Here is a 20,957-nt window from a genome sequence, read left to right on the forward strand (position 1 = left end):
GACTCCGCCGATGCGAACACCGCCTCCTACGAGGTCACCGTCGAGCACCTCGCCGACTGGATCGCCACCCGCGGCTACGCCACCAGCTGACCCAAGCAACACCGCGACAAGGGCCGGACCCCCACCAGGGTCCGGCCCTTTCGTCATGCCCAGCTCGACGTCAGGCCGGGGCGGTGTCGGCGGCGAGGACCGCCAGGATCTGCTCGCCGTACTTGGCGAGCTTGTTCTCGCCGACCCCGCTGACCCGGGACAGATCGGCCAGCGAGCCAGGCGCGTCGCTCGCGATCTGTCGCAGCGTGGCGTCGTGGAAGATCACGTACGCCGGCACGCCCTGCTCCTTTGCGATGGCCGCCCGCCAGCCGCGCAGCCGCTCGAAGACCGCCGTGGCGGCCGGGCCCAGGTCCGCGACCACGGTGGCCGCGCCGCGCGGCTTCGTCGACCGGCTCGACGCCGGCTTCTCCGGCTCGCGGCGCATCGTGACGGTGCGCCGGCGCCCCAGCACCTCGGCGCTCGCCTCGGTCAGCGCCAACGTGCCGTAGTCGCCCTCCACGGCGAGCAGCCCCTCGGCGAGCAACTGCCGGACCACGCCCCGCCACTCCGCCTCGCTCAGCTCGGTGCCGATGCCGAAGACGGTGAGCCCGTCGTGGCCGTGCTGGCTGATCTTGTCGGTCTGCTTGCCGAGCAGGATGTCGATGCACTGCCCCGCGCCGAACCGCTGGTTGCGCTCGCGGTCGAGACGAAAGACGGTGGAGAGCAACTTCTGCGCGGCGACCGTGCCGTCCCAGGACTCCGGCGGGTTGAGGCAGGTGTCGCAGTTGCCGCAGGCGGCCGTCGCCGGCTCGCCGAAGTATTCGAGCAGCTGGACGCGCCGGCAGCGCACCGTCTCGCAGAGCGCGAGCATCGCGTCCAGGTGCGCGGCGAGGTTGCGGCGGTGCGCAAGGTCGCCGTCGGACGTCTCGATCATCTTGCGCTGCTGGACCACGTCCTGGAGCCCGTACGCCAGCCAGGCCGTCGACGGCAGCCCGTCCCGGCCGGCGCGGCCAGTCTCCTGGTAGTAGCCCTCGACCGACTTGGGCAGGTCGAGGTGCGCGACAAACCGGACGTCGGGCTTGTCGATGCCCATGCCGAAGGCGATGGTGGCCACCATCACCAGGCCGTCCTCGCGCAGGAAGCGCTGCTGGTTGGCGGCGCGGGTGGCCGCGTCCAGGCCGGCGTGGTAGGGCAGCGCGGCGATCCCGTTGGCGGTGAGGAACTCGGCCGTCTTGTCCACCGAGGCCCGGGACAGGCAGTAGACGATCCCCGCGTCGCCGGGGTGCTCATCGCGCAGCAGGGTCAGCAACTGCTTGCGTGGCTCGCGCTTGGGCACGATCCGGTACTGGATGTTGGGCCGGTCGAAGCTGGCCACGAAGTGGCGGGCGTCGTCGAGCTTGAGCCGGCTGGCGATCTCGGTGCGGGTGGCGCTGGTCGCGGTGGCGGTCAGCGCGATCCGGGGCACCTCCGGCCACCGCTCGTGCAGCATCGACAGCGCCAGGTAGTCGGGGCGGAAGTCGTGCCCCCACTGGGACACGCAGTGCGCCTCGTCGATCGCGAAGAGCCCGAGCCTGCCCCGGTCGAGCAGGGCGAGGGTGGACCGCACGCCGAGCGCCTCCGGCGCCAGGTAGAGCAGATCCAGCTCGCCGGCGAGGAAAGCCGCCTCGACCCGGCGCCGGGCGTCGAGAGTCTGGGTCGAGTTGAGGAAGCCGGCCCGCACACCGACCGCGGTGAGCGCGTCCACCTGGTCCTGCATCAGGGCGATCAGCGGGGACACGACGACCGCGACGCCGTCACGGACCAGCGCCGGGATCTGGTAGCAGAGCGACTTGCCGCCGCCGGTGGGCATCAACACCAGCGCGTCACCGCCGGCCACCACGTGGTCGATCACCTCCTGCTGGAAACCGCGGAAGGCGTCGTAGCCGAACACCCGGCGCAGCACCGGCAGCGCGTCCTCGGTACGCAGGTCGGTGGGGGAAGCCATCCGCGGAGTCTACGAGCCCACCCCGACAGCGCACGCCCGGCGCACCCGGAGAGATGGGTGACCGGGCCGGGCCGGGCCGACCGGTGACGGGTGCCCGACCTGGGCCGGGCGGCGGGATAGAGTCGCTGATTGACCAATCGCGGCCGATGGCGGCCGCGGCGCCACGGCTTGGGGGTACGGGTGAGCGAGGCGCGCACAGCCAGTGACCGGATCGACGTCCCGGAGGCCATCGACGGGCCGCCGACGGCCGAGTCGGAGACCACACTCGTGGTGGTCACCGGGCTCTCCGGCGGCGGCCGCAGCACGGTCGCCCGGGCGTTGGAGAACGTCGGGTACTACGTGGTGGACAACCTGCCGCAGGCGCTGATGCTCGACATGGCCGAGCTGGCGTTCAAGGCCGGCGGCGCGGCCCGGCGTACCGCGATGGTGCTGGACGTGCGCTCGCGCGCCTTCTCCACGGACCTGGCCGGGGCGATCCGGGAGCTCAAGGAGCGCGGCTTCTCACCCCGGGTGGTCTTCGTCGACGCCGACGACGAGGTGCTGATCCGGCGGTTCGAGAGCGTCCGGCGTTCGCACCCGTTGCAGGGCGACGGGCGGCTGGCCGACGGCATCGCCGTGGAGCGTGGGCTGCTCGAGGAGGCTCGCGACCAAGCCGACGTGATCATCGACACCAGCCACCTGAACGTCAACCAGCTCCGCCGACGCATCGAGGAGCTGTTCGGCGGCGAGGACGCCCGCCGGCTGCGGGTCACCGTGCTGTCGTTCGGCTTCAAGTACGGCCTGCCACCGGACGCCGATTTCGTGCTGGACGCCCGGTTCCTGCCCAACCCGTACTGGGTGCCGGAGCTGCGCGAGCACACCGGGCGGGAGGAGGCGGTCAGCGCGTACGTGCTGGGCCAGGAGGGCGCCGACGCCTTCGTCGCCTCGTACGCCGACCTGGTCAACGCCACCACGGCCGGCTTCGAGCGGGAGGGCAAGCGGTATCTGACGGTCGCCGTGGGCTGCACCGGCGGCAAGCACCGCAGCGTGGCCATCGCCGAGGAGCTGGCCGGCCGGTTGCGTCAGTCCGGGTTGGCGGCCAACGCCCAGCACCGCGACCTGGGGCGGGAATGACGGCCCGCCGGGTGGTGGCGTTCGGCGGTGGGCACGGCCTCTCCGCCTCGCTGCGCGCGCTGCGCCACTGCGCCCCCGAACTTGATCTGGACATCACCGCGGTGGTCACGGTCGGCGACGACGGTGGCTCCAGCGGCCGGCTGCGCGCCGAGCGGGGTGGCCTGCCCCCCGGTGACCTGCGGCAGGCGCTGGTCGCGCTGGCCGGGGACCATCCCGCCACGCGGCGCAGCGCCGGGCTGTTCCAGCACCGCTTCGCCGCCGCGCCCGCCGACGCGGCGACCGGCGCGGACCCGGCGGCGGGCGGTCCGGACGGTGGCGCCGGCCGGGCGGAGGCCCGGGCCGACGGGCTGGCCGGGCACGCGGTCGGCAACCTGGTGCTCTGCGGCCTGATGGAGCTGCTCGGTGACCCGGTGGCCGCGCTGGAGCACGCCGGCGCCATGCTCGGCGCGGTCGGCCGGGTGCTGCCCATGTCCCGCGAACCGGTGGGCATCGAGGCCCGGGTGCGGGGCGCCGACCCGGCCGCGCCGGACGAGGTGCGCACCGTGCGCGGCCAGCACCAGGTGGCGGTCACCACCGGGCGGGTCGAGTCGCTGCGGCTCAGCCCGACCGCCCCGGCGGCCTGCGCCGAGGCGCTGGCCGCGATCGGCGCGGCGGACTGGCTGATCTTCGGGCCGGGCAGCTGGTACACCAGCGTGCTGCCGCACCTGCTGGTGCCGCAGCTGGCCGACGCGATCGTGTCCAGCCCGGCCCGGCGACTGGTCACCCTGAACCTCGCCGCGGAGAAGGAGACCCTCGGGCTCTCCGTCGCCGACCACCTCGCGGCGCTGCACTGGTACCTTCCCGAGCTCAAGGTGGATCTTGTGCTGGCCGACGCCAAGGCGGTGGGTGACCCCGAACCGGTCGAACGTGCGGCAGAATCGCTGGGTGCCCGCCTGGTCCTCGCCCCCGTCGCCGTCATCGACGGCACTCCCCGCCATGATCCGGCTGCCCTGGGCGCCGCGCTGGTGCCTGTCCTGGGCGCCGATCGTTAGACACGTACGTAATCTCCGGCGACACGCCGGAACCGGTCCGTGAGGGGACGCACAATGGCGATGACGGCTGCGGTCAAGGACGAGCTGAGTCGGGTCGACGTGCCCAAGCCCTGCTGTCGGCGGGCGGAGATGGCGGCACTGCTGCGCTTCGCCGGGGGCCTGCACATCGTCTCCGGCCGCGTGGTGGTGGAGGCGGAGCTGGACACCGGGGCGGTGGCCCGACGGCTGCGCCGGGAGATCGCTGAGGTCTACGGGTACTCCAGTGAGATCCACGTGCTGGCCTCCGGCGGCCTGCGCAAGGGCAGCCACTTCATCGTCCGCGTGGTCAAGGACGGCGAGGCCCTGGCCCGGCAGACCGGCCTGCTGGACGTACGCGGCCGGCCGGTACGCGGGCTGCCCCCGCACGTGGTGGCGGCGAACGTCTGCTGCGCGGTCTCCGCCTGGCGGGGCGCCTTCATGGCGCACGGCTCGCTCACCGAGCCCGGCCGCTCCAGCGCCCTGGAGATCACCTGTCCGGGGCCGGAGTCGGCGCTGGCGCTGGTCGGCGCGGCCCGTCGGATCGGGATCACCGCCAAGAACCGCGAGGTGCGCGGGGTGGACCGGGTGGTGGTCAAGGACGGTGACGCCATCGCCGCGCTGCTCACCCGGATCGGCGCGCACTCCAGCGTGCTGGCCTGGGAGGAGCGCCGGGTCCGCCGCGAGGTACGGGCCACCGCCAACCGGCTGGCCAACTTCGACGACGCCAACCTGCGCCGCTCGGCGCGCGCCGCCGTGGCCGCCGCCGCCCGGGTGACCCGGGCGCTGGAGATCCTCGCCGACGAGGCGCCCAACCACCTGACCGACGCTGGCCGGCTGCGCCTGGAGCACCGGCAGGCGTCGCTGGAGGAGCTGGGCGCGCTGGCCGAGCCTCCGCTGACCAAGGACGCCATCGCCGGGCGGATCCGCCGGCTGCTGGCGCTGGCCGACAAGCGGGCCCGGGACCTCGGCATCCCGGATACCGAAGCGGCCGTCACGCCCGACATGCTCGTGGTCTGATAGGACGGTGGGGTCGCACGGTGCGCCCGGGAACACCACCCGGCGCAGCGTGGCCGCGCACGCTCGGATATGGTCGCTGCGTACGGCAAGGGGGCCGACACAGGCACTCCTCGTCGTGCCCACCGCCTCGGGCGGTCAGGTCCTCAGACCGCGGCGGGGTGGCCGAGATGAACCGTCAACGGCCGGCTCCAGCGGTCGGCGCACACCACTCCGCCGGCCCGTTGTCTGAAGCCGGCGGACCAGAACGCGAGGAGATGGGACCTGTGACCATCCGGGTTGGCATCAACGGCTTCGGCCGGATCGGCCGTAACTTCTTCCGGGCAGTGCTGGCGTCCGACGCCGACATCGAGGTTGTGGCGGTGAACGACCTGACCGACAACGCCACGCTCGCCCACCTGCTCAAGTACGACAGCATCCTGGGTCGCCTGCCGTACGAGGTCAAGGCGACCGCCGACGAGATCACCGTCGGTGGCAAGACCATCAAGGCGTACGCCGAGAAGGACCCGGCGTCGCTGCCGTGGGGCGAGGTCGGCGCCGACGTCGTCATCGAGTCGACCGGCTTCTTCACCGACGCCACCAAGGCCAAGGCGCACGTCGCCGGCGGGGCCAAGAAGGTCATCATCTCCGCCCCGGCGAAGAACGAGGACGTCACGGTCGTCATGGGCGTCAACCAGGACACCTACGACCCGGCGAAGCACACCATCATCTCCAACGCTTCGTGCACCACCAACTGCCTCGCCCCGATGGCGAAGGTCCTGCACGACACGTTCGGCATCCAGCACGGTCTGATGACGACGATCCACGCGTACACCCAGGACCAGAACCTCCAGGACGCCCCGCACAAGGACCTCCGCCGGGCCCGGGCCGCCGCGCTGAACATCGTGCCGACCTCCACCGGCGCCGCCAAGGCGATCGGCCTGGTGCTGCCGGACCTCAAGGGCAAGCTCGACGGGTACGCCCTGCGGGTGCCGATCCCGACCGGCTCGGTCACCGACCTCACCGTCAACGTGGGTCGCGAGACCACCGTGGACGAGGTCAACGCCGCGCTCAAGGCCGCCGCGGACGGCCCGCTCAAGGGCATCCTGGTCTACAACGAGGACCCGATCGTCTCCACCGACATCGTCACCGACCCGGCGTCGTGCATCTTCGACGCGCCGCTGACCAAGGTGGTCGGCAACCAGGTCAAGGTCGTCGGCTGGTACGACAACGAGTGGGGCTACTCCAACCGCCTGGTCGACCTGGTCAAGCTGGTGGGTTCGTCGCTGTGAGCATCCGTACCCTCGACGACCTGCTCGCCGAGGGGGTGTCGGGTCGGCGCGTGCTGGTGCGCGCCGACCTGAACGTCCCGCTCGACAAGCAGACCGGCGCCATCAGCGACGATGGGCGCATCCGCGCGGTGCTGCCGACCCTCGGCGCGCTGGTCGAGGCCGGTGCCAAGGTGGTCGTCTGCTCGCACCTGGGTCGTCCGAAGGGCACGCCGGACCAGCAGTTCAGCCTCCGCTCGGTCGCCGGGCGGCTCGGTGAGCTGCTCGGCGCGCCGGTGCACTTCGCCACCGACACGGTCGGCGACTCCGCCCGCTCCACCGTCGCGGGCCTGGCCGACGGCCAGGTCGCCCTTCTGGAGAACCTGCGCTTCAACGCGGGTGAGACCAGCAAGGACGACGCCGAGCGGGGCGCTTTCGCCGATCAGCTCGCCGCGTTCGGCGGCGCGTACGTCGACGACGCGTTCGGCGCCGTGCACCGCAAGCACGCCAGCGTGTACGACGTGCCGGCCCGGCTGCCGCACGTGGCCGGCCGGCTGGTGCTGCGCGAGGTGGAGGTGCTCTCCACGCTCACCAGCGACCCCGCGCGGCCGTACGTGGTGGTGCTCGGCGGGTCCAAGGTCTCCGACAAGCTGGCGGTGATCGAGGCTCTGCTGCCCACGGTCGACCGGCTGCTCATCGGCGGCGGCATGTGCTTCACCTTCCTCAAGGCCCAGGGCCTGGAGGTGGGCACCTCGCTGCTGGAGAAGGACATGGTCGAGACCTGCGGCAACCTGCTGGAGCGGGCCGCAGGCAAGATCATGCTCCCGGTCGACGTGGTGGTCGCGGACGCGTTCGCCCCGGACGCCACGCACGACACGGTCCGCGTCGACGGCATCCCGAGCCACCGGCTGGGTCTGGACATCGGCCCGGAGACGGTGGCCGGCTTCGCCGCCGCGCTGTCCCAGGCGAAGACGGTCTTCTGGAACGGCCCGATGGGCGTGTTCGAGATGCCGGCGTTCGCGGCGGGCACCCGGGGGGTCGCCGAGGCGATCACCAAGGCCGACGCGTTCAGCGTCGTCGGTGGCGGCGACTCGGCGGCGGCGGTCCGTGCGCTGGGCCTCGACGAGACGTCCTTCGGGCACATCTCCACCGGCGGCGGCGCCTCCCTGGAATACCTCGAGGGCAAGACCCTCCCCGGCATCGCGGCCCTGGAGAACTGAATGGCGAGCACCGCCCGCCGGCCACTGATGGCCGGCAACTGGAAGATGAACCTCAACCACCTCGAGGCCAACCTGCTGGTGCAGAAGCTGGCCGCGAGCCTCACCGAGAAGCAGCTCACCGAGGTGGAGACGGTCGTCCTGCCGCCCTTCACCGATCTGCGCACCGTGCAGACGGCGGTGGACGGGGACAAGCTGCTCATCGGGTACGGCGCGCAGGACCTCTCGCCGCACGCGTCGGGCGCGTACACCGGGGAGATCTCGGGCGCGATGCTGGCCAAGCTCGGGTGCTCGTACGTCGTCGTCGGGCACTCCGAGCGGCGGGCCTACCAACACGAGGACGACGCGCTGGTCAACGCCAAGGTGAAGGCGGCGCTGGCGCACGGCCTGACCCCGATCCTCTGCGTGGGGGAGGGGCTGGACGTTCGCGAGCAGGGCGGCCACGTGGCGCACTGCTCCGACCAGCTCGACGGTGGCCTCGCCGGGCTCACCCCCGAGCAGGTGCGGCAGGTGGTGATCGCGTACGAGCCGGTCTGGGCGATCGGTACCGGCAAGACCGCGACGCCGGGGGACGCCCAGGAGGTCTGCGGCGCGGTCCGCCAGCGGCTGGTGGAGCGCTTCGGCCAGGACACCGCGGACCAGGTCCGGGTCCTCTACGGCGGCTCGGTCAAGGCGTCCAACATCGCCACGATCATGGGCCAGACGGACGTGGACGGGGGCCTGGTGGGTGGCGCCAGCCTGGACGCGGAGGAATTCGCGCAGATCTGCCGGTTCCCGGAGCACATCGCCCGCTGATCGCTCGGTATCCTTGACCCCGCCCGTCCGCCGGTCGGTGCCGCCGTGCCCGATCAGACCGGGCGAGGATCGCTACGAGAGGACTGACCCCAGCCATGCCGATCTGGTTCGCATACACGTTGATCGTGTTGCTGATCATCACGAGCGTCCTGCTCACCTTGCTCATCCTGCTGCACCGCGGCAAGGGCGGCGGTCTGTCGAGCATGTTCGGCGGTGGCGTCAGCTCCAGCCTCGCCGGCTCTTCGGTGGCGGAGAAGAACCTGGACCGCTACACCGTTCTGGTGAGTGTCGTCTGGTTCGCCGCCATCATCGGGCTGGGGCTCTGGCTCCGCCTCCAGATGAACAGCGGCGCCTGAGCAGCCCGTAAAGTCGTACAATCTGCGCGCGGTCCGTCACCAGACGGGCCGCGCGCAGGCTTTTCTCCGCTGCACCGCGTCGCCCGCCGCCCACCCCTGAAGACGGCGGGTCCCTCCGACGACAGGAGCGAGCAGCCGTGCCGAGTGGCAATGTCATCCGCGGCGCCCGGATCGGGTCCGCACCCGTCCGTCAGGACGAGCGACACCCTCCCGCCCCCCGACAGGACGTCACCTACTGGTGCCGCAACGACCACCGGACCAGCATCCGGATCGCCGCGGACGCCGTGGCGCCGCCGCTGTGGGACTGTCCCCGCTGCGGTCTGCCCGCCGGGCAGGACGCGCAGAACCCGCCCGGGCGGGCCCGCGCCGAGCCGTACAAGAGCCACCTGGCGTACGTGAAGGAGCGGCGTACCGCCGAGGAGGGCGAGGCGCTGCTGGCCGAGGCGCTCGCCGCGCTGCGCCGCCGCCGGGGCGAATGAAAGGAAGGGTCCCTTATTAACGCTACGCGTTAATAAGGGACCCTTCCTTTCAGCGCGGGGTGCGCAGCGGTCAGCGCAGGCTGCGCAGGCGGGCGGGCACGTCGGCGGCCGCCGCCCGGTCCAGCAGCCAGCGGGTACGGTCCACGCCGTGCACCCCGGCGGCCGGCAACTGCACCGGTCCGGCCCCGGCCAGCGCCATGCCCACCGCCCGCGCCTTGTCCGCGCCGCCAGCCACCAGCCAGACCTCCTCGGCGGTGTTGATCGTCGACAGGGTGAGCGTGGTCCGCACCGGCGGCGGCTTCGGGCTGCCCCGCACCGCGCTGCACGGCCGGCTCTCGTAGTGCACCGGGTGCTCGGGGAAGATCGACGCAACGTGCCCGTCCTCCCCGACGCCCAGCATCAGCACGTCGAAGTGCGGCAGCACGGCGTGCCCGGGTCGGGCGGCGCGCGCCAGCTCCTCCGCGTACGCGGCGGCAGCCGCCTCGGGGTCGTTGCCGGCCGGGCCGTCGGAGGCGGGCATCGGGTGCACCCGGGCCGGGTTCAGCGGCACCACGTCCAGCAGGGCGGCGCGGGCCTGGGTCTCGTTGCGCTCCGGGTCGCCGGCGGGCAGGAACCGCTCGTCGCCCCACCACACGTCGACCCGGGACCAGTCCACCGCGTCGCGGGCCGGCAGATGTGCCACCGCCCGGTACACGGCTGCGGCGATCCGCCCGCCGGTGAGCACCACCGAGGCCTCGCCCCGGTCGGCCTGGGCGTCGAGCAGCTTCACCAGCAGCCGGGCCGCCACGGCCTGCGCCAGCAGATCGGCGTCGGCGTGGACGGCGACAGTCGCCTCACTCATTGGTTGTGCCTTCGTTTCCCGACCGCGGGGCGGTCGCTGTCGCGTCGTGCCCGGGCCGGTGCCCGGATGTGGCGGGGCGGAGTGCCCCGGAGGCAGGGACCAGGGTCACCGGACCCTGCCCGATGTGGTGCCCCGGACGCCGGCGGGCTCAGCGCTCGCCGCTCGTGCCGGCGTGCGCGGTGACCCCGGCCTCGGCGCGCTGGGCGGTGGCCGGATCCTTCCAGACGTGCACCCGCTGCGATGGGCGCTGCTCCAGGCCGCGCAGCCCGGCGGTGGCGCCCAACGCCTCCGCGTACACCTGGTCGGCGTCCAGCCGGCGCAGCTCCTCGGCGAGCTCGTCACCGAGCGGCCGACGCACCAGCGGCAGGGCCCGGTCGTCCTGGCCGGTCCGCCGGAACACCGCCATGCTGTCCTCGCGGGTCAACGTCAGGTGGTCGCCGTTGGCGCAGGTCAGCTCCACCTCGCGCATCCGCGGGAACTCGTCGCTCGCCACCCGGCGTGGGGTGATGCCGAGCCGGCTGCCAAGCCAACCGGCCATCAGCTCCGCCGTCGGGTCGCTGGGCGGCGCCACGATGGTCGCCTCGGTGACCCGCGCCTCGGTGGTGTCGAACGCCCCGGCGACCAGGCTCCGCCACGGGGTGATCCGGGTCCACGCCAGATCGGTGTCGCCCGGGGCGTAGTCCCGGGCCCGCTGCCGCAGCGCCTCCACCGGGTCGGTGGCCTGCGCCGTGTCGGTGATCCGCCGGTCGGCGACCACGCCGAGGAAGTCGGTGGCGACCTCGGCCGGCGGCTCGCCGTGCCACCAGGTGACCACCGGCACGTCCGGGACCAGCAGCGGCATCACGACCGACTCGGCGTGCAGGGCCAGCCGCCCGTACATGCGGGTGACCACCGCCTCGCACGGGCCGAGCCGGCCACCGACCACGATCTCCGCGTCCAGCCGGTTGCGGTCCCGCTCGATCTCGGAGCGGACCACCACCACCAGCCGGCACGGGTGGGCGGCCGCCGCGATCGTCGCCGCCGCCTCCGCCTCCCGGACCCGCTTCTCGTCCACCACCACGATGAGGGTGAGCGCCATGCCGCTGGCCACCCCGCCGGCGCTGCGCCGCTCGGCGGCGAGCGCCTTGACCACCTCGTTGCCGGTGGTGTCCCACAGCCCGATCACTGGAGCCTCCTGGTTCGCTCGCTGCGCTCGCTCACGCTCGCCGCCAGGCGCGGTCCTCGCGGGCCAGCATCTCGTCGGCTGCCCGAGGCCCCCACTCGCCGGAGCGGTACGGCTCCGGCGTGGTGCCGTCCCAGGCGTGCTCCAGCGGGTCGATCACCTGCCAGCTCTGCTCGACCTCCGCCGCGTCCGGGAAGAGCGTGCGGTCGCCGATCAGCACGTCCAGCACCAGCCGCTCGTACGCCTCCGGGCTGGACTCGGTGAACGCCTCGCCGTACTGGAAGTCCATCGCGATGTCGCGGACCTCCATCGTGGTGCCCGGCACCTTCGAGCCGAACTTGAGCACCACGCCCTCGTCCGGCTGGACCCGGATGACCAGCTGGTTGTTGCCCAGCGACTCCATGTCGGCGTCGTTGAACGGCAGGTGCGGCGCCTTCTTGAACATGATGGCGACCTCGGTGACCCGCCGGGGCAGCCGCTTGCCGGCCCGGATGTAGAACGGCACCTCGGCCCAGCGGCGGTTCTGGATGCCGAGCCGCACCGCCACGTACGTCTCGGTGGTGGAGTCGGAGGGAACGCCCTGCTCCTCCAGGTAGCCGACCGCGCGCTCACCGCCGACCCACCCCGGCAGGTACTGGCCGCGGACGGTGTCCCGGGCCACGTCCTTGGGCAGGGTGATCGCCCTGAGCACCTTCAGCTTCTCGGTCCGGATCTCGTCGGCGTCGAAGCTGGTCGGCTCCTCCATCGCCACCAGGGCCAGGAGCTGGAGCAGGTGGTTCTGGAGTACGTCGCGGGCGGTGCCGACGGTGTCGTAGAAGCCCGCGCGGCTGCCGATGCCGACGTCCTCGGCCATGGTGATCTGCACCGAGTCGACGTACTTGGAGTTCCACAGCGGCTCGAACAGGTTGTTGGCGAACCGCAGGGCGAGGATGTTCTGGACCGTCTCCTTGCCCAGGTAGTGGTCGATGCGGAAGACGTCCTGGCGGGTGAAGACGTCGTCGACCAGGTCGTTGAGCGCCTTCGCCGAGGGCAGGTCGTTGCCGAACGGCTTCTCCACCACCACCCGGCGCCAGCCGCCGGACTTCTCGTTGTCGGCCATCCCGGTGCGGGCCAGTTGCTTGAGCACGACCGGGAAAGCGGGCGGAGGGATGGAGAAGTAGAACGCCGCGTTGCCGGTGATGCCGTGGCTCTGCCGCAGCTCGTCCAGCGTCGTGGCGAGCTGGTCGAAGGCGGCGTCGTCGTCGAACGACCCGCCGACGAACTTGATGTTGCCGGCCAGCCGTGCCCACACCTCGTCCCGCCACGGAGTACGCGCGTGCTTGCGTGCCGCCTCGCAGGCCAGCGTCTCGAAGTCGCCGTCACCCCAGTCGCGGCGGGCGAAGCCGAGCACCACGAAACCAGGCGGGAGCAGCCCCCGGTTGGCCAGGTCGTAGACCGCCGGGAGCAGCTTCTTGCGGGCCAGGTCGCCGGTCACCCCGAAGATCACCAGAGCGCACGGCTCGGGGATCCGGGGCAGCCGGCGGTCCTGCGGGTCGCGCAGCGGGTTCACGCCGCCTCCTCGCTCCGCTTGCGTCACGTCGTCCATCCTCACGCCCGCAGCTCACCGGCCGCGTCGAGCAGTTGGGCGACGCCGGCGGCCCGGTCGGTCAGGTGCAGCCGCAGGAGCGGCCGCTCCCGGCCCACGAGGGCCTGCCGGTCACCGGCGGCCTGTGCCGCCTGCAACTCGCCGAAGGTGTACGGCTTGCCCGGCACCGGCAGGTCCTCGGCGACCGCGCCGGTCACCTGCAGGTAGCTGCCCACCTGCGGGCCGCCCTTGTGGTACTGGCCGGTGGAGTGCAGGAACCGTGGTCCCCAACCGAAGGTGACCGGCCGGCCGGCCGCTTCGGCCAGCAGCGAACGCAGCCGGCCCGCGTCCGCGTCGGCGAACCGGTCCAGGTACGCCATCACCGCCAGGTAGCCGTCGTCGCCCATCCCGTCGAGCAGCCAGCGCAGTACGCCGGCCAGGTCACCGGGGGCGCCCTGCGGCGCGTACACCTCGATCGCGCCCTCGGTGAACGACGGCGTCTCCGCCGGCAGGCCCGAGGCCAGGATCTTGTTGGTGTTCTCCTTGGACTCGGTGACGTTCGGCTGGTTGAACGGGTCGATGCCGAGCACCACCCCGGCCACCGCGGTCGCGTACTCCCAGGCCAGGAACTGCGCGCCGAGTGGGCCGTTGACCGCCACGTCCGGGTCGGCTCCGCCGCCCGGCGTGTCACCGGGGGCCAGTGCGCCGCCGTAGCTGACGGTCAGCACGTCCGGGCCGGTGGCGCCGGCGCTCTGTGGAGACTCGACGACCACCGGCAGGATGCCCACCCCGGCCTTGCCGGTCGACTCGGCGATCAACTGCTCGGCCCAGTCGCCGAACCCCTCGATGCCGGTGCCGTCGGAGATCAGTGCGACCTTGTCCTGGGCCAGCGTTGCGGCGGCGCCCAGCGCGGCGCCCAGCGCGAGGGCCGGGTTGTCCCGATCCCCGGCGAGCGACGCGGCCAACGCGTCGGCCTGGTCGATCAGCTCCGCCACCTCGACCCCGGCCAGCGCCGAGGGCACCAGCCCGAACGCGGTCAGCGCCGAGTACCGGCCGCCCACGTTCGGGTCGGCCAGCACGGTGAACGCGCCCATCTCGGTGGCGGTGGCCTCCAGCGGCGAGCCGGGGTCGGTGACGATGACGAAGTGCCGACCGGCCTCCGCCTCGGTCATCCCGGCGTCCAGGAACGCCTGCCAGTAGGCGCGTCGGTGGCTGTCCGTCTCCACCGTCGAGCCGGACTTGCTGGCCACCACCACCACGGTGCGCTCCAGCCGGTCACCCAGCGCCGCCCGGACCTGGCCCGGGTCGGTCGTGTCCAGCACCGTCAGCGGCCGACCCATGGTGCGGGCGATCACCTCGGGGGCCAGCGACGAGCCGCCCATGCCGGCGAGCACGACGTGGTCCAGGTCGGCCAGCTCCGCGGTCAACTCGGCCAGCTGTGCCAGCAGCTCCCGGCTACGCCGGTGGGTGTCCACCCAGCCCAGCCGGATCTTCGCCTCGGCTTCGGCGTCCGGCCCCCACAGGCTCGGGTCCTTGGCCGCCAGCTTGCCCGCGACGCCGGACTTGATCAGCGCGTCGCGGGTCGAGGCGGGCGCGGACTTGTCGACCGCGTCCGCGCCGTACACGGCGAGCCCGGCTGCGGCCTCCACAGGCCCGGCCAGCAGGTCGCTCATGCGTTACCACCGGCCTTCTCGGCGGCCTTGGCGTTGCCCTTGGCGGCCTTGTTCGGCGCACCCCTGCCCTTAGCCGCCGCGTCCAGCGACTTGCGGACGCCGTCGATCAGCTCCTGCCAGCTGGTCGCGAACTTCTCCACGCCCTCGCGCTCCAGGGTGGCGATCACGTCGGCCATGTCCACCCCGACCGACTCCAGCTCGGTGAAGACCTTGCGGGCCGCGTCGTAGGAGCCGGTGATGGTGTCGCCGTGGGTCTCACCGTGGTCGGCGTACGCGTGGATGACCGCCTCCGGCATGGTGTTGACCGTTCCGGGCGCGATCAGCTCCTCGACGTAGATGACGTCCCGGTAGTCCGGGTTCTTCGTCGAGGTGGAGGCCCACAGGGGGCGCTGGGGGTGCGCGCCGGCGTCGGCGAGCGCCTGCCAACGGTCGGAGGAGAACACCTCGCCGTAGCGCTCGTACGCCAGCTGGGCGTTGGCGACGGCCGCCTTGCCCTTGACCGCCTTCGCCGGATCGGAGCCGATCTTCTCGAGCCTCTTGTCGACCTCGGAGTCGACACGGGAGACGAAGAAGGACGCCACGGACCCGATGGTGGAAAGGTCGTGACCGTTCGCCTTGGCCTGCTCCAGGCCGGCCAGGAACGCCTCCATCACCGCGGAGTAGCGGTCCAGACCGAAGATCAGGGTCACGTTGACGCTGATCCCCTCGGCCAGCGTGGCGGTGATCGCCGGGAGGCCCGCCTCGGTGGCCGGGATCTTGATGAAGAGGTTGGGCCGGTCGACCAGCCACCACAGCGCCTTGGCCTCGGCGACCGTCCGGTCGCTCTCGTGCGCCAACCGTGGGTCCACCTCGATGGAGACCCGGCCGTCGACGCCGGCGCTCTGGTCGTGCGCCGGGCGCATCACGTCGCAGGCCCACCGCACGTCGTACGTGGTGAGCATGCGTACGGCCTCCTCGACGTCCACCCCACGGGCGGCGAGGTCGCGCAGCTGCCAGTTGTACTCGTCTGCGTCGCTCAGCGCCTTCGCGAAGATCGTCGGGTTGGTGGTGACACCGACGACGCGCTTCTCCCGCCGCAGCTGGTCCAGCCCGCCGGAGCTCAGGCGTACCCGGGAAATATCGTCCAGCCACACCGCCACACCCGTGGCGGTGAGCTCACTCAGCCTGTCCGTCATGCCGTCCACGCTCCCCTCAGTTGCCGGTCGTGAAACCGGTGATGTCGCCCACCCGGGCCAGCGAGGCGTGTGCCGCCGCCACGATCCGGTCGGGGGTGAACCCGAACTGCTCGAAGAGCACGGTGTGTGGGGCGCTCGCCCCGTAGTGCTCCAGGCTGACGCTCTCGCCGAGGTCGCCGACGACGCCGCGCCAGGACATCGCGATGCCCGCCTCCACGCTCACCCGTGCCTTTACCCCGCGTGGGAGCACCGACTCCCGGTACGCCTCGTCCTGCTCGTAGAACCACTCCTGGCAGGGCATCGAAACCACCCGGGTGGGCGTGCCGTCGGCCTCCAGGCGCTCCCGGGCGGTCAGGCAGAGCTGCACCTCGGAGCCGGTGCCGACGATGATCACCTGCGGCTTGCCGTTGGACGCCTCGGCCAGCACGTAGCCGCCCTTGGCCACCCCGTCCGCACCGCCTAGGACGTCGCGGTCCAGCGTCGGCAGCGTCTGGCGGCTCAGCGCCAGCGCGGTGGGGCGGTCGGTGTGCTCCAGCGCCAGCCGCCAGGCCCAGGCGGTCTCGTTGGCGTCGGCCGGGCGGACCACGTCCAGGCCGGGGATGGCGCGCAGGGCGGTCATGTGCTCCACCGGCTGGTGGGTCGGACCGTCCTCGCCGAGACCGATCGAGTCGTGCGTCCAGACGTAGGTCACCGGCAGCTTCATCAGCGCGGCCAGCCGCACCGAGGGGCGCATGTAGTCGCTGAACACCAGGAAGGTGCCGCCGTACGGGCGGGTGCCGCCGTGCAGGGCGATGCCGTTGAGGATCGCTCCCATGGCGTGCTCGCGGATGCCGAAGTGCAGCGTGCGGCCGTACTCGTGGCCCGGGAAGTCCTTGGTGGCGTGCGTGGCCGGGATGAAGGACGGCTCGCCCTTCATGGTGGTGTTGTTGCTCTCGGCCAGGTCGGCCGAGCCGCCCCACAGCTCCGGCAGCACCGGCGCGAGCGCCTCCAGCACCTTGCCGGAGGCGGCCCGGGTGGCCAGGCCCTTGGCGTCGGCGGGGAAGGTGGGCAGCGCGTCGGCCCAGCCCTCGGGCAGCACCCGGCCGGCCATCCGCTCGTAGAGCGCCGTGCGCTCCGGGTTCGCCGCCTTCCAGGCGTCGAACGCGGTGGTCCACTGCTCCTGGTCCGCGGAGCCGCGGGCCATCACCTTCCGGGCGTTGCCGAGCACCTCCTCGTCGACGTCGAAGGTCTTGTCCGGGTCGAAGCCGAGGATCCGCTTGGTGGCTTTCACCTCGTCGGCGCCGAGCGCCGAACCGTGGATCTTGCCGGTGTTCTGCTTGTTGGGCGCGGGCCAGCCGATGATGGTGCGCAGCGCGATGAAGGAGGGACGCCCGGTCTCCGCCTTGGCGGCCAGCAGCGCCTGGTAGAGCGCCTCCGCGTCCTCGTGGTAGTCGCCCTGGTCGGCGTCGCCGATGCGCCAGTCGACCGTCTGCACGTGCCAGCCGTACGCCTCGTAGCGGGCGGCCACGTCCTCGCTCTTGGCGATCCGGGTGTCGTCCTCGATCGAGATCTCGTTGTCGTCGTAGATCACCGTGAGGTTGCCCAGCTGCTGGTGCCCGGCGAGGGCGCTGGCCTCGTGGCTGATGCCCTCCTCGATGTCACCGTCCGAGACGATGCACCAGATGTCGTGGTCGAAGACGGACGCGCCGGGCTCGGTCTCCGGGTCGAACAGGCCGCGCTCGCGGCGGGCCGCCATGGCCATGCCGACCGCGTTGCCCAGGCCCTGCCCGAGGGGACCGGTGGTGGTCTCCACGCCCGGTGTGTGCCCGTGCTCGGGGTGACCCGGGGTGAGCGAGCCCCACTGCCGCAGCGACTGCAGGTCGGACAGGCTCATCGGGTAGCCGGAGAGGAACAACTGGATGTAGAGCGTCAGGCTGGAGTGCCCGGCGGACAGCACGAACCGGTCCCGGCCGGGCCAGTTCGGGTCGGCCGGGTTGTGCCGCATGACCCGGTTGAAGAGCAGGTACGCCGCGGGCGCCAGGCTCATCGCGGTGCCCGGGTGGCCGTTGCCGGATTTCTCCACGGCATCCATGGCCAGCACACGGACGGTGTCGACGGCCCGGCGGTCGAGGTCGGACCAGTTGAGTGCGGAGTGCTCGGGTCGGTTGGCAGCCACGATGGTTGTGCTCCTCGGCAGATGGGCGGAACCCTCACTGGTGACCCTATCGAGCGTTCCTAAACGTCCGCCCGGGGATCTCTGCATGGTGTTCGGTACGTTGCGGCGCGTCGCGTCGTTCGACCCGGTGGTGTGACGGCCCGCACCGTTGTCGGGTCGGCCGGGCAGCCAAAACGACAACGCGTAGTGTGTGGGTCGGATGCGGACCCGAGCGGGTCTTGCCGATCCGATCTCCCCGTGCCGATGCCGGAAGGTGGCAATCCGTGAGCATGATCACCGAGCGCCCCGCGAGCAACCCTGCCGGGCACCCCCCGGCGCGGGCGGCCGAGGGTCCGGTGGCGCGGCGGGACGTGCGCGCGATCCTCTCGGCGTACGTGGCGCTCACCAAGCCGCGGATCGTGGAGTTGCTGCTGGTCACCACCATTCCGACGATGATGCTCGCCGAAGGCGGTCTGCCGTCGCTGTGGCTGATGGCCGTGGTGCTGGTCGGCGGCTCGCTCGCCGCGGGCGCGGCCAGCGTGCTCAACTGTTACATCGACCGGGACATCGACCAGTTGATGCGGCGTACGAAGCGTCGGCCGCTGCCGGCGCACACCGTGTCGCCGCGGAGCGCGTTGATCTTCGGTCTGGTGCTGGCGGCGGTCTCGGTCGTCCTCATGGCGGCGCTCACCAACCTGCTGGCCGCCGGGCTGACCCTCGCCGCGATCGCCTACTACGACCTCGTCTACACCCTGTGGCTCAAGCGCTCCACCCCGACGAACACCTTCTGGGGCGGGGCCTGCGGGGCCGCGCCGGTGCTGATCGGTTGGGCGGCGGTGACCGGCTCGCTGGCGCCGGCCGCCTGGGGGCTGTTCGCGGTGGTCTTCTTCTGGCAGATGCCGCACTTCTACCCGCTCGCCATGAAGTACAAGGACGACTACGCCCGGGCCGGGATCCCGATGCTGCCGGTGGTGGCCTCCACCCGCCGGGTGAACGCCGAGATCCTGATCTTCGCCTGGCTCACCGTGCTCACCTCCCTCGCCGTCTGGCCGCTGGGGCTCAGCGCGATCTATGGCGTACCGACCCTGGTGGTGGGCGCCATCTTCCTGGTCGAGGCGCACCGGCTCTGCCGGCGGGCGACGCGCGGCGAGGCGGTCAAGCCGATGCGGCTGTTCCACTGGTCGACGACGTACCTGACCATCCTCTTCGTGGCCGTCGCGGTCGACGCGCTGATCTGACCCCTGGCGCCCGGCCTCGGCCGCAGGTGAGGGTGGCATTCTTCGACTAATCACGGTCATGGATGAGTTGTCCGGGTTTAACGTCACATCAGCGTAACTTTCAGCATGAGTCAGATCGGCTCAACCTGCGGGGATTGAGTCCGGATTTAGCCACGTGCTTTGAGCGCAAAAGTCCTGATAAAACCGGACAGCAAACCTGTGGTCTTCCTTAAGCCTGTAGGTAATTGGCATCACAAAAGCTCCATGGTTCTCGCCCTTCCGAGTGCAACTCTGCTTAGGCTTCGCGTCATGGCAGATGGTTCCGATACGACGCTGACGGCCGAGCAGACCGCCGGCGAGCAGGCGCCCCACGGCCTGGTCGCGGGCCTCAGGGCGTTCGCCGCCGGACACGGCGGAGCGAAGGCGGTCATCGAGTACGTCGGCAAGCGTGGCGCGCGAATCGTCCTCGTGGGTACCGACGGTGAGTGGGGCGACCAGTTCGCCGACGACACCGTCACCGCGCGGGAGGCGTGCGCCAAGGCGGGAGTCACCGTCGAGAACGCCTGGGAGCGTGAACTGATGGACCAGATGCGCCCGAGCAACGACCTCTGGCGGTCGATGGCCCGGCGCACGATGGCCCGCTGAGATAGACACCTGAATTGACCAACCACTATCAGTCGACCCGGGGGGAACCCCGGGTCGCTCTCGTGACCTGCACAGACCTCGTCGACCTCGACCCGGACGACCGGCTGGTCCTCGCCCCGCTCGCCGCCCGGGGGATCGCCGCCGAGGCGGTCGTCTGGGACGACCCGGACGTCGACTGGTCCTCCTATGACCTCATCGTGCTCCGCTCACCGTGGGACTACGCGCTGCGCCGCGACGAGTTCGTCGCCTGGGCCGCCTCCGTACCGGCGTTGGTCAACCCGGCCGACGTGGTGCGGTGGAACACCGACAAGCGCTACCTCGCCGAGCTCAGCGCGGCCGGTGTGCCGACCGTGCCGACGTCCTGGGTCGAGCCGGGGGAGAGCTGGCTGCCGCCGGCCGACACCGGTGAGTACGTGATCAAGCCGGCGGTCAGCGCGGGCAGCCAGGACACCGGCCGGTACGACCTGGCCGACCCGGAACACCGGGAACTCGCTGGTGCGCACGTACGCCGGCTCTCCGACGCCGGTCGGGTGACGATGATCCAGCCGTACCTGACCGCGGTCGACACCGAGGGCGAGACGGCGCTGCTCTTCCTGGCCGGTCCGGACGGGCTCGCGTTCAGCCACGCGATCCGCAAGGGCCCGATGCTGACCGGGCCGGACCTCGGCCCGGACGGGCTCTACAAGGCCGAGGAGATCACGGCCCGCACCGCGGCCCCGGCACAGCTGGCGGTGGCGGAGAAGACCCTGGCGGTGGTGCCGGGCGGCACGGCTCAGCTGCTCTACGCCCGGGTCGACCTGATCCCCGGCCCGGACGGCGCGCCGGTCCTGGTCGAGCTCGAGCTGACCGAGCCGTCGCTCTTCATCGGCTACGCCGACGGCGCACCCGACCGCCTCGCCGAGGCCGTCACCACCCACCTGGCCCGCCGCGGCTGACCTTCGCAGGGCGTCCCCACTCCGAGATCCGCGCAACTTGCGTATGAAGTTGTGGCCGCGGTGCGCCACGCCTCTTCTGAGGTTGCGCGGATCTCGGGTCGGGCGGACCGACCCGCGGACGGTGGGGCCACAGCCGACAACGCGTGGCGGGCTTCGGCCGGCAAGATCGCGTGGCGGGCCTACAGCCCGCAAGATCGCGCAACATCCTGGATGTAGTGGCATGGCATCCCGCGCGGCCGACACCACTACAGCCAGGAACGAGCACGATCTTGGCGCGGGGCGCGGGGCGCGGGGCGCGGGGCGCGGGGCGCGGGGCGCGGGGCGCGG

At 71.9% G+C, this 20,957-nt stretch carries 18 protein-coding genes and 1 pseudogene; 12 read left to right on the forward strand and 7 right to left on the reverse strand.

What is annotated here, in order from left to right:
- Nucleotides 1-90, forward strand: a pseudogene (locus tag ACWD6N_RS34775) (C39 family peptidase); the annotation flags it as partial.
- A 70-nt stretch (nt 91-160) separates the two neighbouring features.
- Here the strand turns inward: ACWD6N_RS34775 and recQ are convergent.
- A complete protein-coding gene (gene recQ, locus ACWD6N_RS34780; RefSeq protein ID WP_450006280.1) occupies nt 161-2,014 on the reverse strand; it encodes a DNA helicase RecQ in 1,854 nt (617 codons plus the stop codon).
- 228 nt (nt 2,015-2,242) lie between these two features.
- Here recQ and rapZ point away from each other — a divergent pair, with 228 nt between their 5' ends.
- From rapZ to ACWD6N_RS34820, 8 genes are all read left to right on the forward strand, one after another.
- The gene (gene rapZ / locus ACWD6N_RS34785) at nt 2,243-3,127 is read left to right on the forward strand and encodes an RNase adapter RapZ (RefSeq protein WP_387330371.1); all 885 of its coding nucleotides are present in this window, start codon (nt 2,243-2,245) and stop codon (nt 3,125-3,127) included.
- The gene (locus tag ACWD6N_RS34790) at nt 3,124-4,158 is read left to right on the forward strand and encodes a gluconeogenesis factor YvcK family protein (RefSeq protein WP_450006282.1); all 1,035 of its coding nucleotides are present in this window, start codon (nt 3,124-3,126) and stop codon (nt 4,156-4,158) included. The genes rapZ and ACWD6N_RS34790 overlap by 4 nt, the downstream gene beginning before the upstream one ends.
- A 54-nt stretch (nt 4,159-4,212) precedes the next feature.
- Nucleotides 4,213-5,193 (forward strand): DNA-binding protein WhiA, encoded by a 981-nt coding sequence (whiA, locus tag ACWD6N_RS34795; protein ID WP_358111309.1) that lies wholly within the window; start codon nt 4,213-4,215, stop codon nt 5,191-5,193.
- Between the two features lie 263 nt (nt 5,194-5,456).
- Nucleotides 5,457-6,461 (forward strand): type I glyceraldehyde-3-phosphate dehydrogenase, encoded by a 1,005-nt coding sequence (gene gap, locus ACWD6N_RS34800; protein WP_354968159.1) that lies wholly within the window; start codon nt 5,457-5,459, stop codon nt 6,459-6,461.
- Nucleotides 6,458-7,657 (forward strand): phosphoglycerate kinase, encoded by a 1,200-nt coding sequence (locus tag ACWD6N_RS34805; RefSeq protein WP_450006285.1) that lies wholly within the window; start codon nt 6,458-6,460, stop codon nt 7,655-7,657. The genes gap and ACWD6N_RS34805 overlap by 4 nt, the downstream gene beginning before the upstream one ends.
- Nucleotides 7,658-8,449 carry a triose-phosphate isomerase gene (gene tpiA / locus ACWD6N_RS34810; RefSeq protein ID WP_450006287.1) on the forward strand — a complete coding sequence of 264 codons (792 nt, stop codon included), beginning with the start codon at nt 7,658-7,660 and terminating at the stop codon, nt 8,447-8,449.
- Between the two features lie 95 nt (nt 8,450-8,544).
- Nucleotides 8,545-8,805, forward strand: a complete 261-nt coding sequence (gene secG / locus ACWD6N_RS34815; protein WP_089019857.1) for a preprotein translocase subunit SecG — start codon at nt 8,545-8,547, stop codon at nt 8,803-8,805.
- A gap of 137 nt (nt 8,806-8,942) precedes the next feature.
- Entirely contained in the window at nt 8,943-9,284 is a 342-nt protein-coding gene (locus ACWD6N_RS34820; protein ID WP_450006289.1) for an RNA polymerase-binding protein RbpA, read from the forward strand.
- 70 nt (nt 9,285-9,354) lie between these two features.
- Here ACWD6N_RS34820 and pgl read toward each other — a convergent pair whose 3' ends face one another.
- The 6 genes from pgl to tkt all read right to left on the reverse strand — a co-directional run bounded on the left by pgl (nt 9,355) and on the right by tkt (nt 17,854).
- Nucleotides 9,355-10,125 carry a 6-phosphogluconolactonase gene (gene pgl, locus ACWD6N_RS34825; RefSeq protein WP_354968156.1) on the reverse strand — a complete coding sequence of 257 codons (771 nt, stop codon included), beginning with the start codon at nt 10,123-10,125 and terminating at the stop codon, nt 9,355-9,357.
- A gap of 148 nt (nt 10,126-10,273) precedes the next feature.
- The gene (locus ACWD6N_RS34830; protein WP_450006291.1) at nt 10,274-11,290 is read right to left on the reverse strand and encodes a glucose-6-phosphate dehydrogenase assembly protein OpcA; all 1,017 of its coding nucleotides are present in this window, start codon (nt 11,288-11,290) and stop codon (nt 10,274-10,276) included.
- A gap of 31 nt (nt 11,291-11,321) precedes the next feature.
- Nucleotides 11,322-12,872, reverse strand: a complete 1,551-nt coding sequence (gene zwf, locus ACWD6N_RS34835) for a glucose-6-phosphate dehydrogenase (RefSeq protein ID WP_450006298.1) — start codon at nt 12,870-12,872, stop codon at nt 11,322-11,324.
- 2 nt (nt 12,873-12,874) lie between these two features.
- The gene (locus tag ACWD6N_RS34840; protein WP_450006293.1) at nt 12,875-14,524 is read right to left on the reverse strand and encodes a glucose-6-phosphate isomerase; all 1,650 of its coding nucleotides are present in this window, start codon (nt 14,522-14,524) and stop codon (nt 12,875-12,877) included.
- Complete coding sequence (tal, locus tag ACWD6N_RS34845) at nt 14,521-15,699, reverse strand: transaldolase (RefSeq protein ID WP_354968153.1); 1,179 nt, start codon at nt 15,697-15,699, stop codon at nt 14,521-14,523. The genes ACWD6N_RS34840 and tal overlap by 4 nt, the downstream gene beginning before the upstream one ends.
- A gap of 16 nt (nt 15,700-15,715) precedes the next feature.
- Nucleotides 15,716-17,854, reverse strand: coding sequence for a transketolase (gene tkt, locus ACWD6N_RS34850; protein WP_450006294.1), 2,139 nt, complete (start codon nt 17,852-17,854; stop codon nt 15,716-15,718).
- A gap of 263 nt (nt 17,855-18,117) precedes the next feature.
- On the opposite strand from tkt, the gene ACWD6N_RS34855 reads away from it, so the two are divergent.
- From ACWD6N_RS34855 to ACWD6N_RS34865, 3 genes are all read left to right on the forward strand, one after another.
- Nucleotides 18,118-19,071: a heme o synthase gene (locus ACWD6N_RS34855; protein ID WP_450006296.1), complete on the forward strand. Its 954-nt coding sequence runs from the start codon at nt 18,118-18,120 to the stop codon at nt 19,069-19,071.
- A 288-nt stretch (nt 19,072-19,359) separates the two neighbouring features.
- The gene (locus tag ACWD6N_RS34860; RefSeq protein WP_089019865.1) at nt 19,360-19,695 is read left to right on the forward strand and encodes a hypothetical protein; all 336 of its coding nucleotides are present in this window, start codon (nt 19,360-19,362) and stop codon (nt 19,693-19,695) included.
- A gap of 14 nt (nt 19,696-19,709) precedes the next feature.
- Nucleotides 19,710-20,630: an ATP-grasp domain-containing protein gene (locus ACWD6N_RS34865; protein ID WP_354968150.1), complete on the forward strand. Its 921-nt coding sequence runs from the start codon at nt 19,710-19,712 to the stop codon at nt 20,628-20,630.
- The last annotated feature ends 327 nt before the right edge of the window (nt 20,631-20,957 follow it).

The sequence above is a fragment of the Micromonospora sp. NPDC005163 genome, from assembly GCF_053599835.1.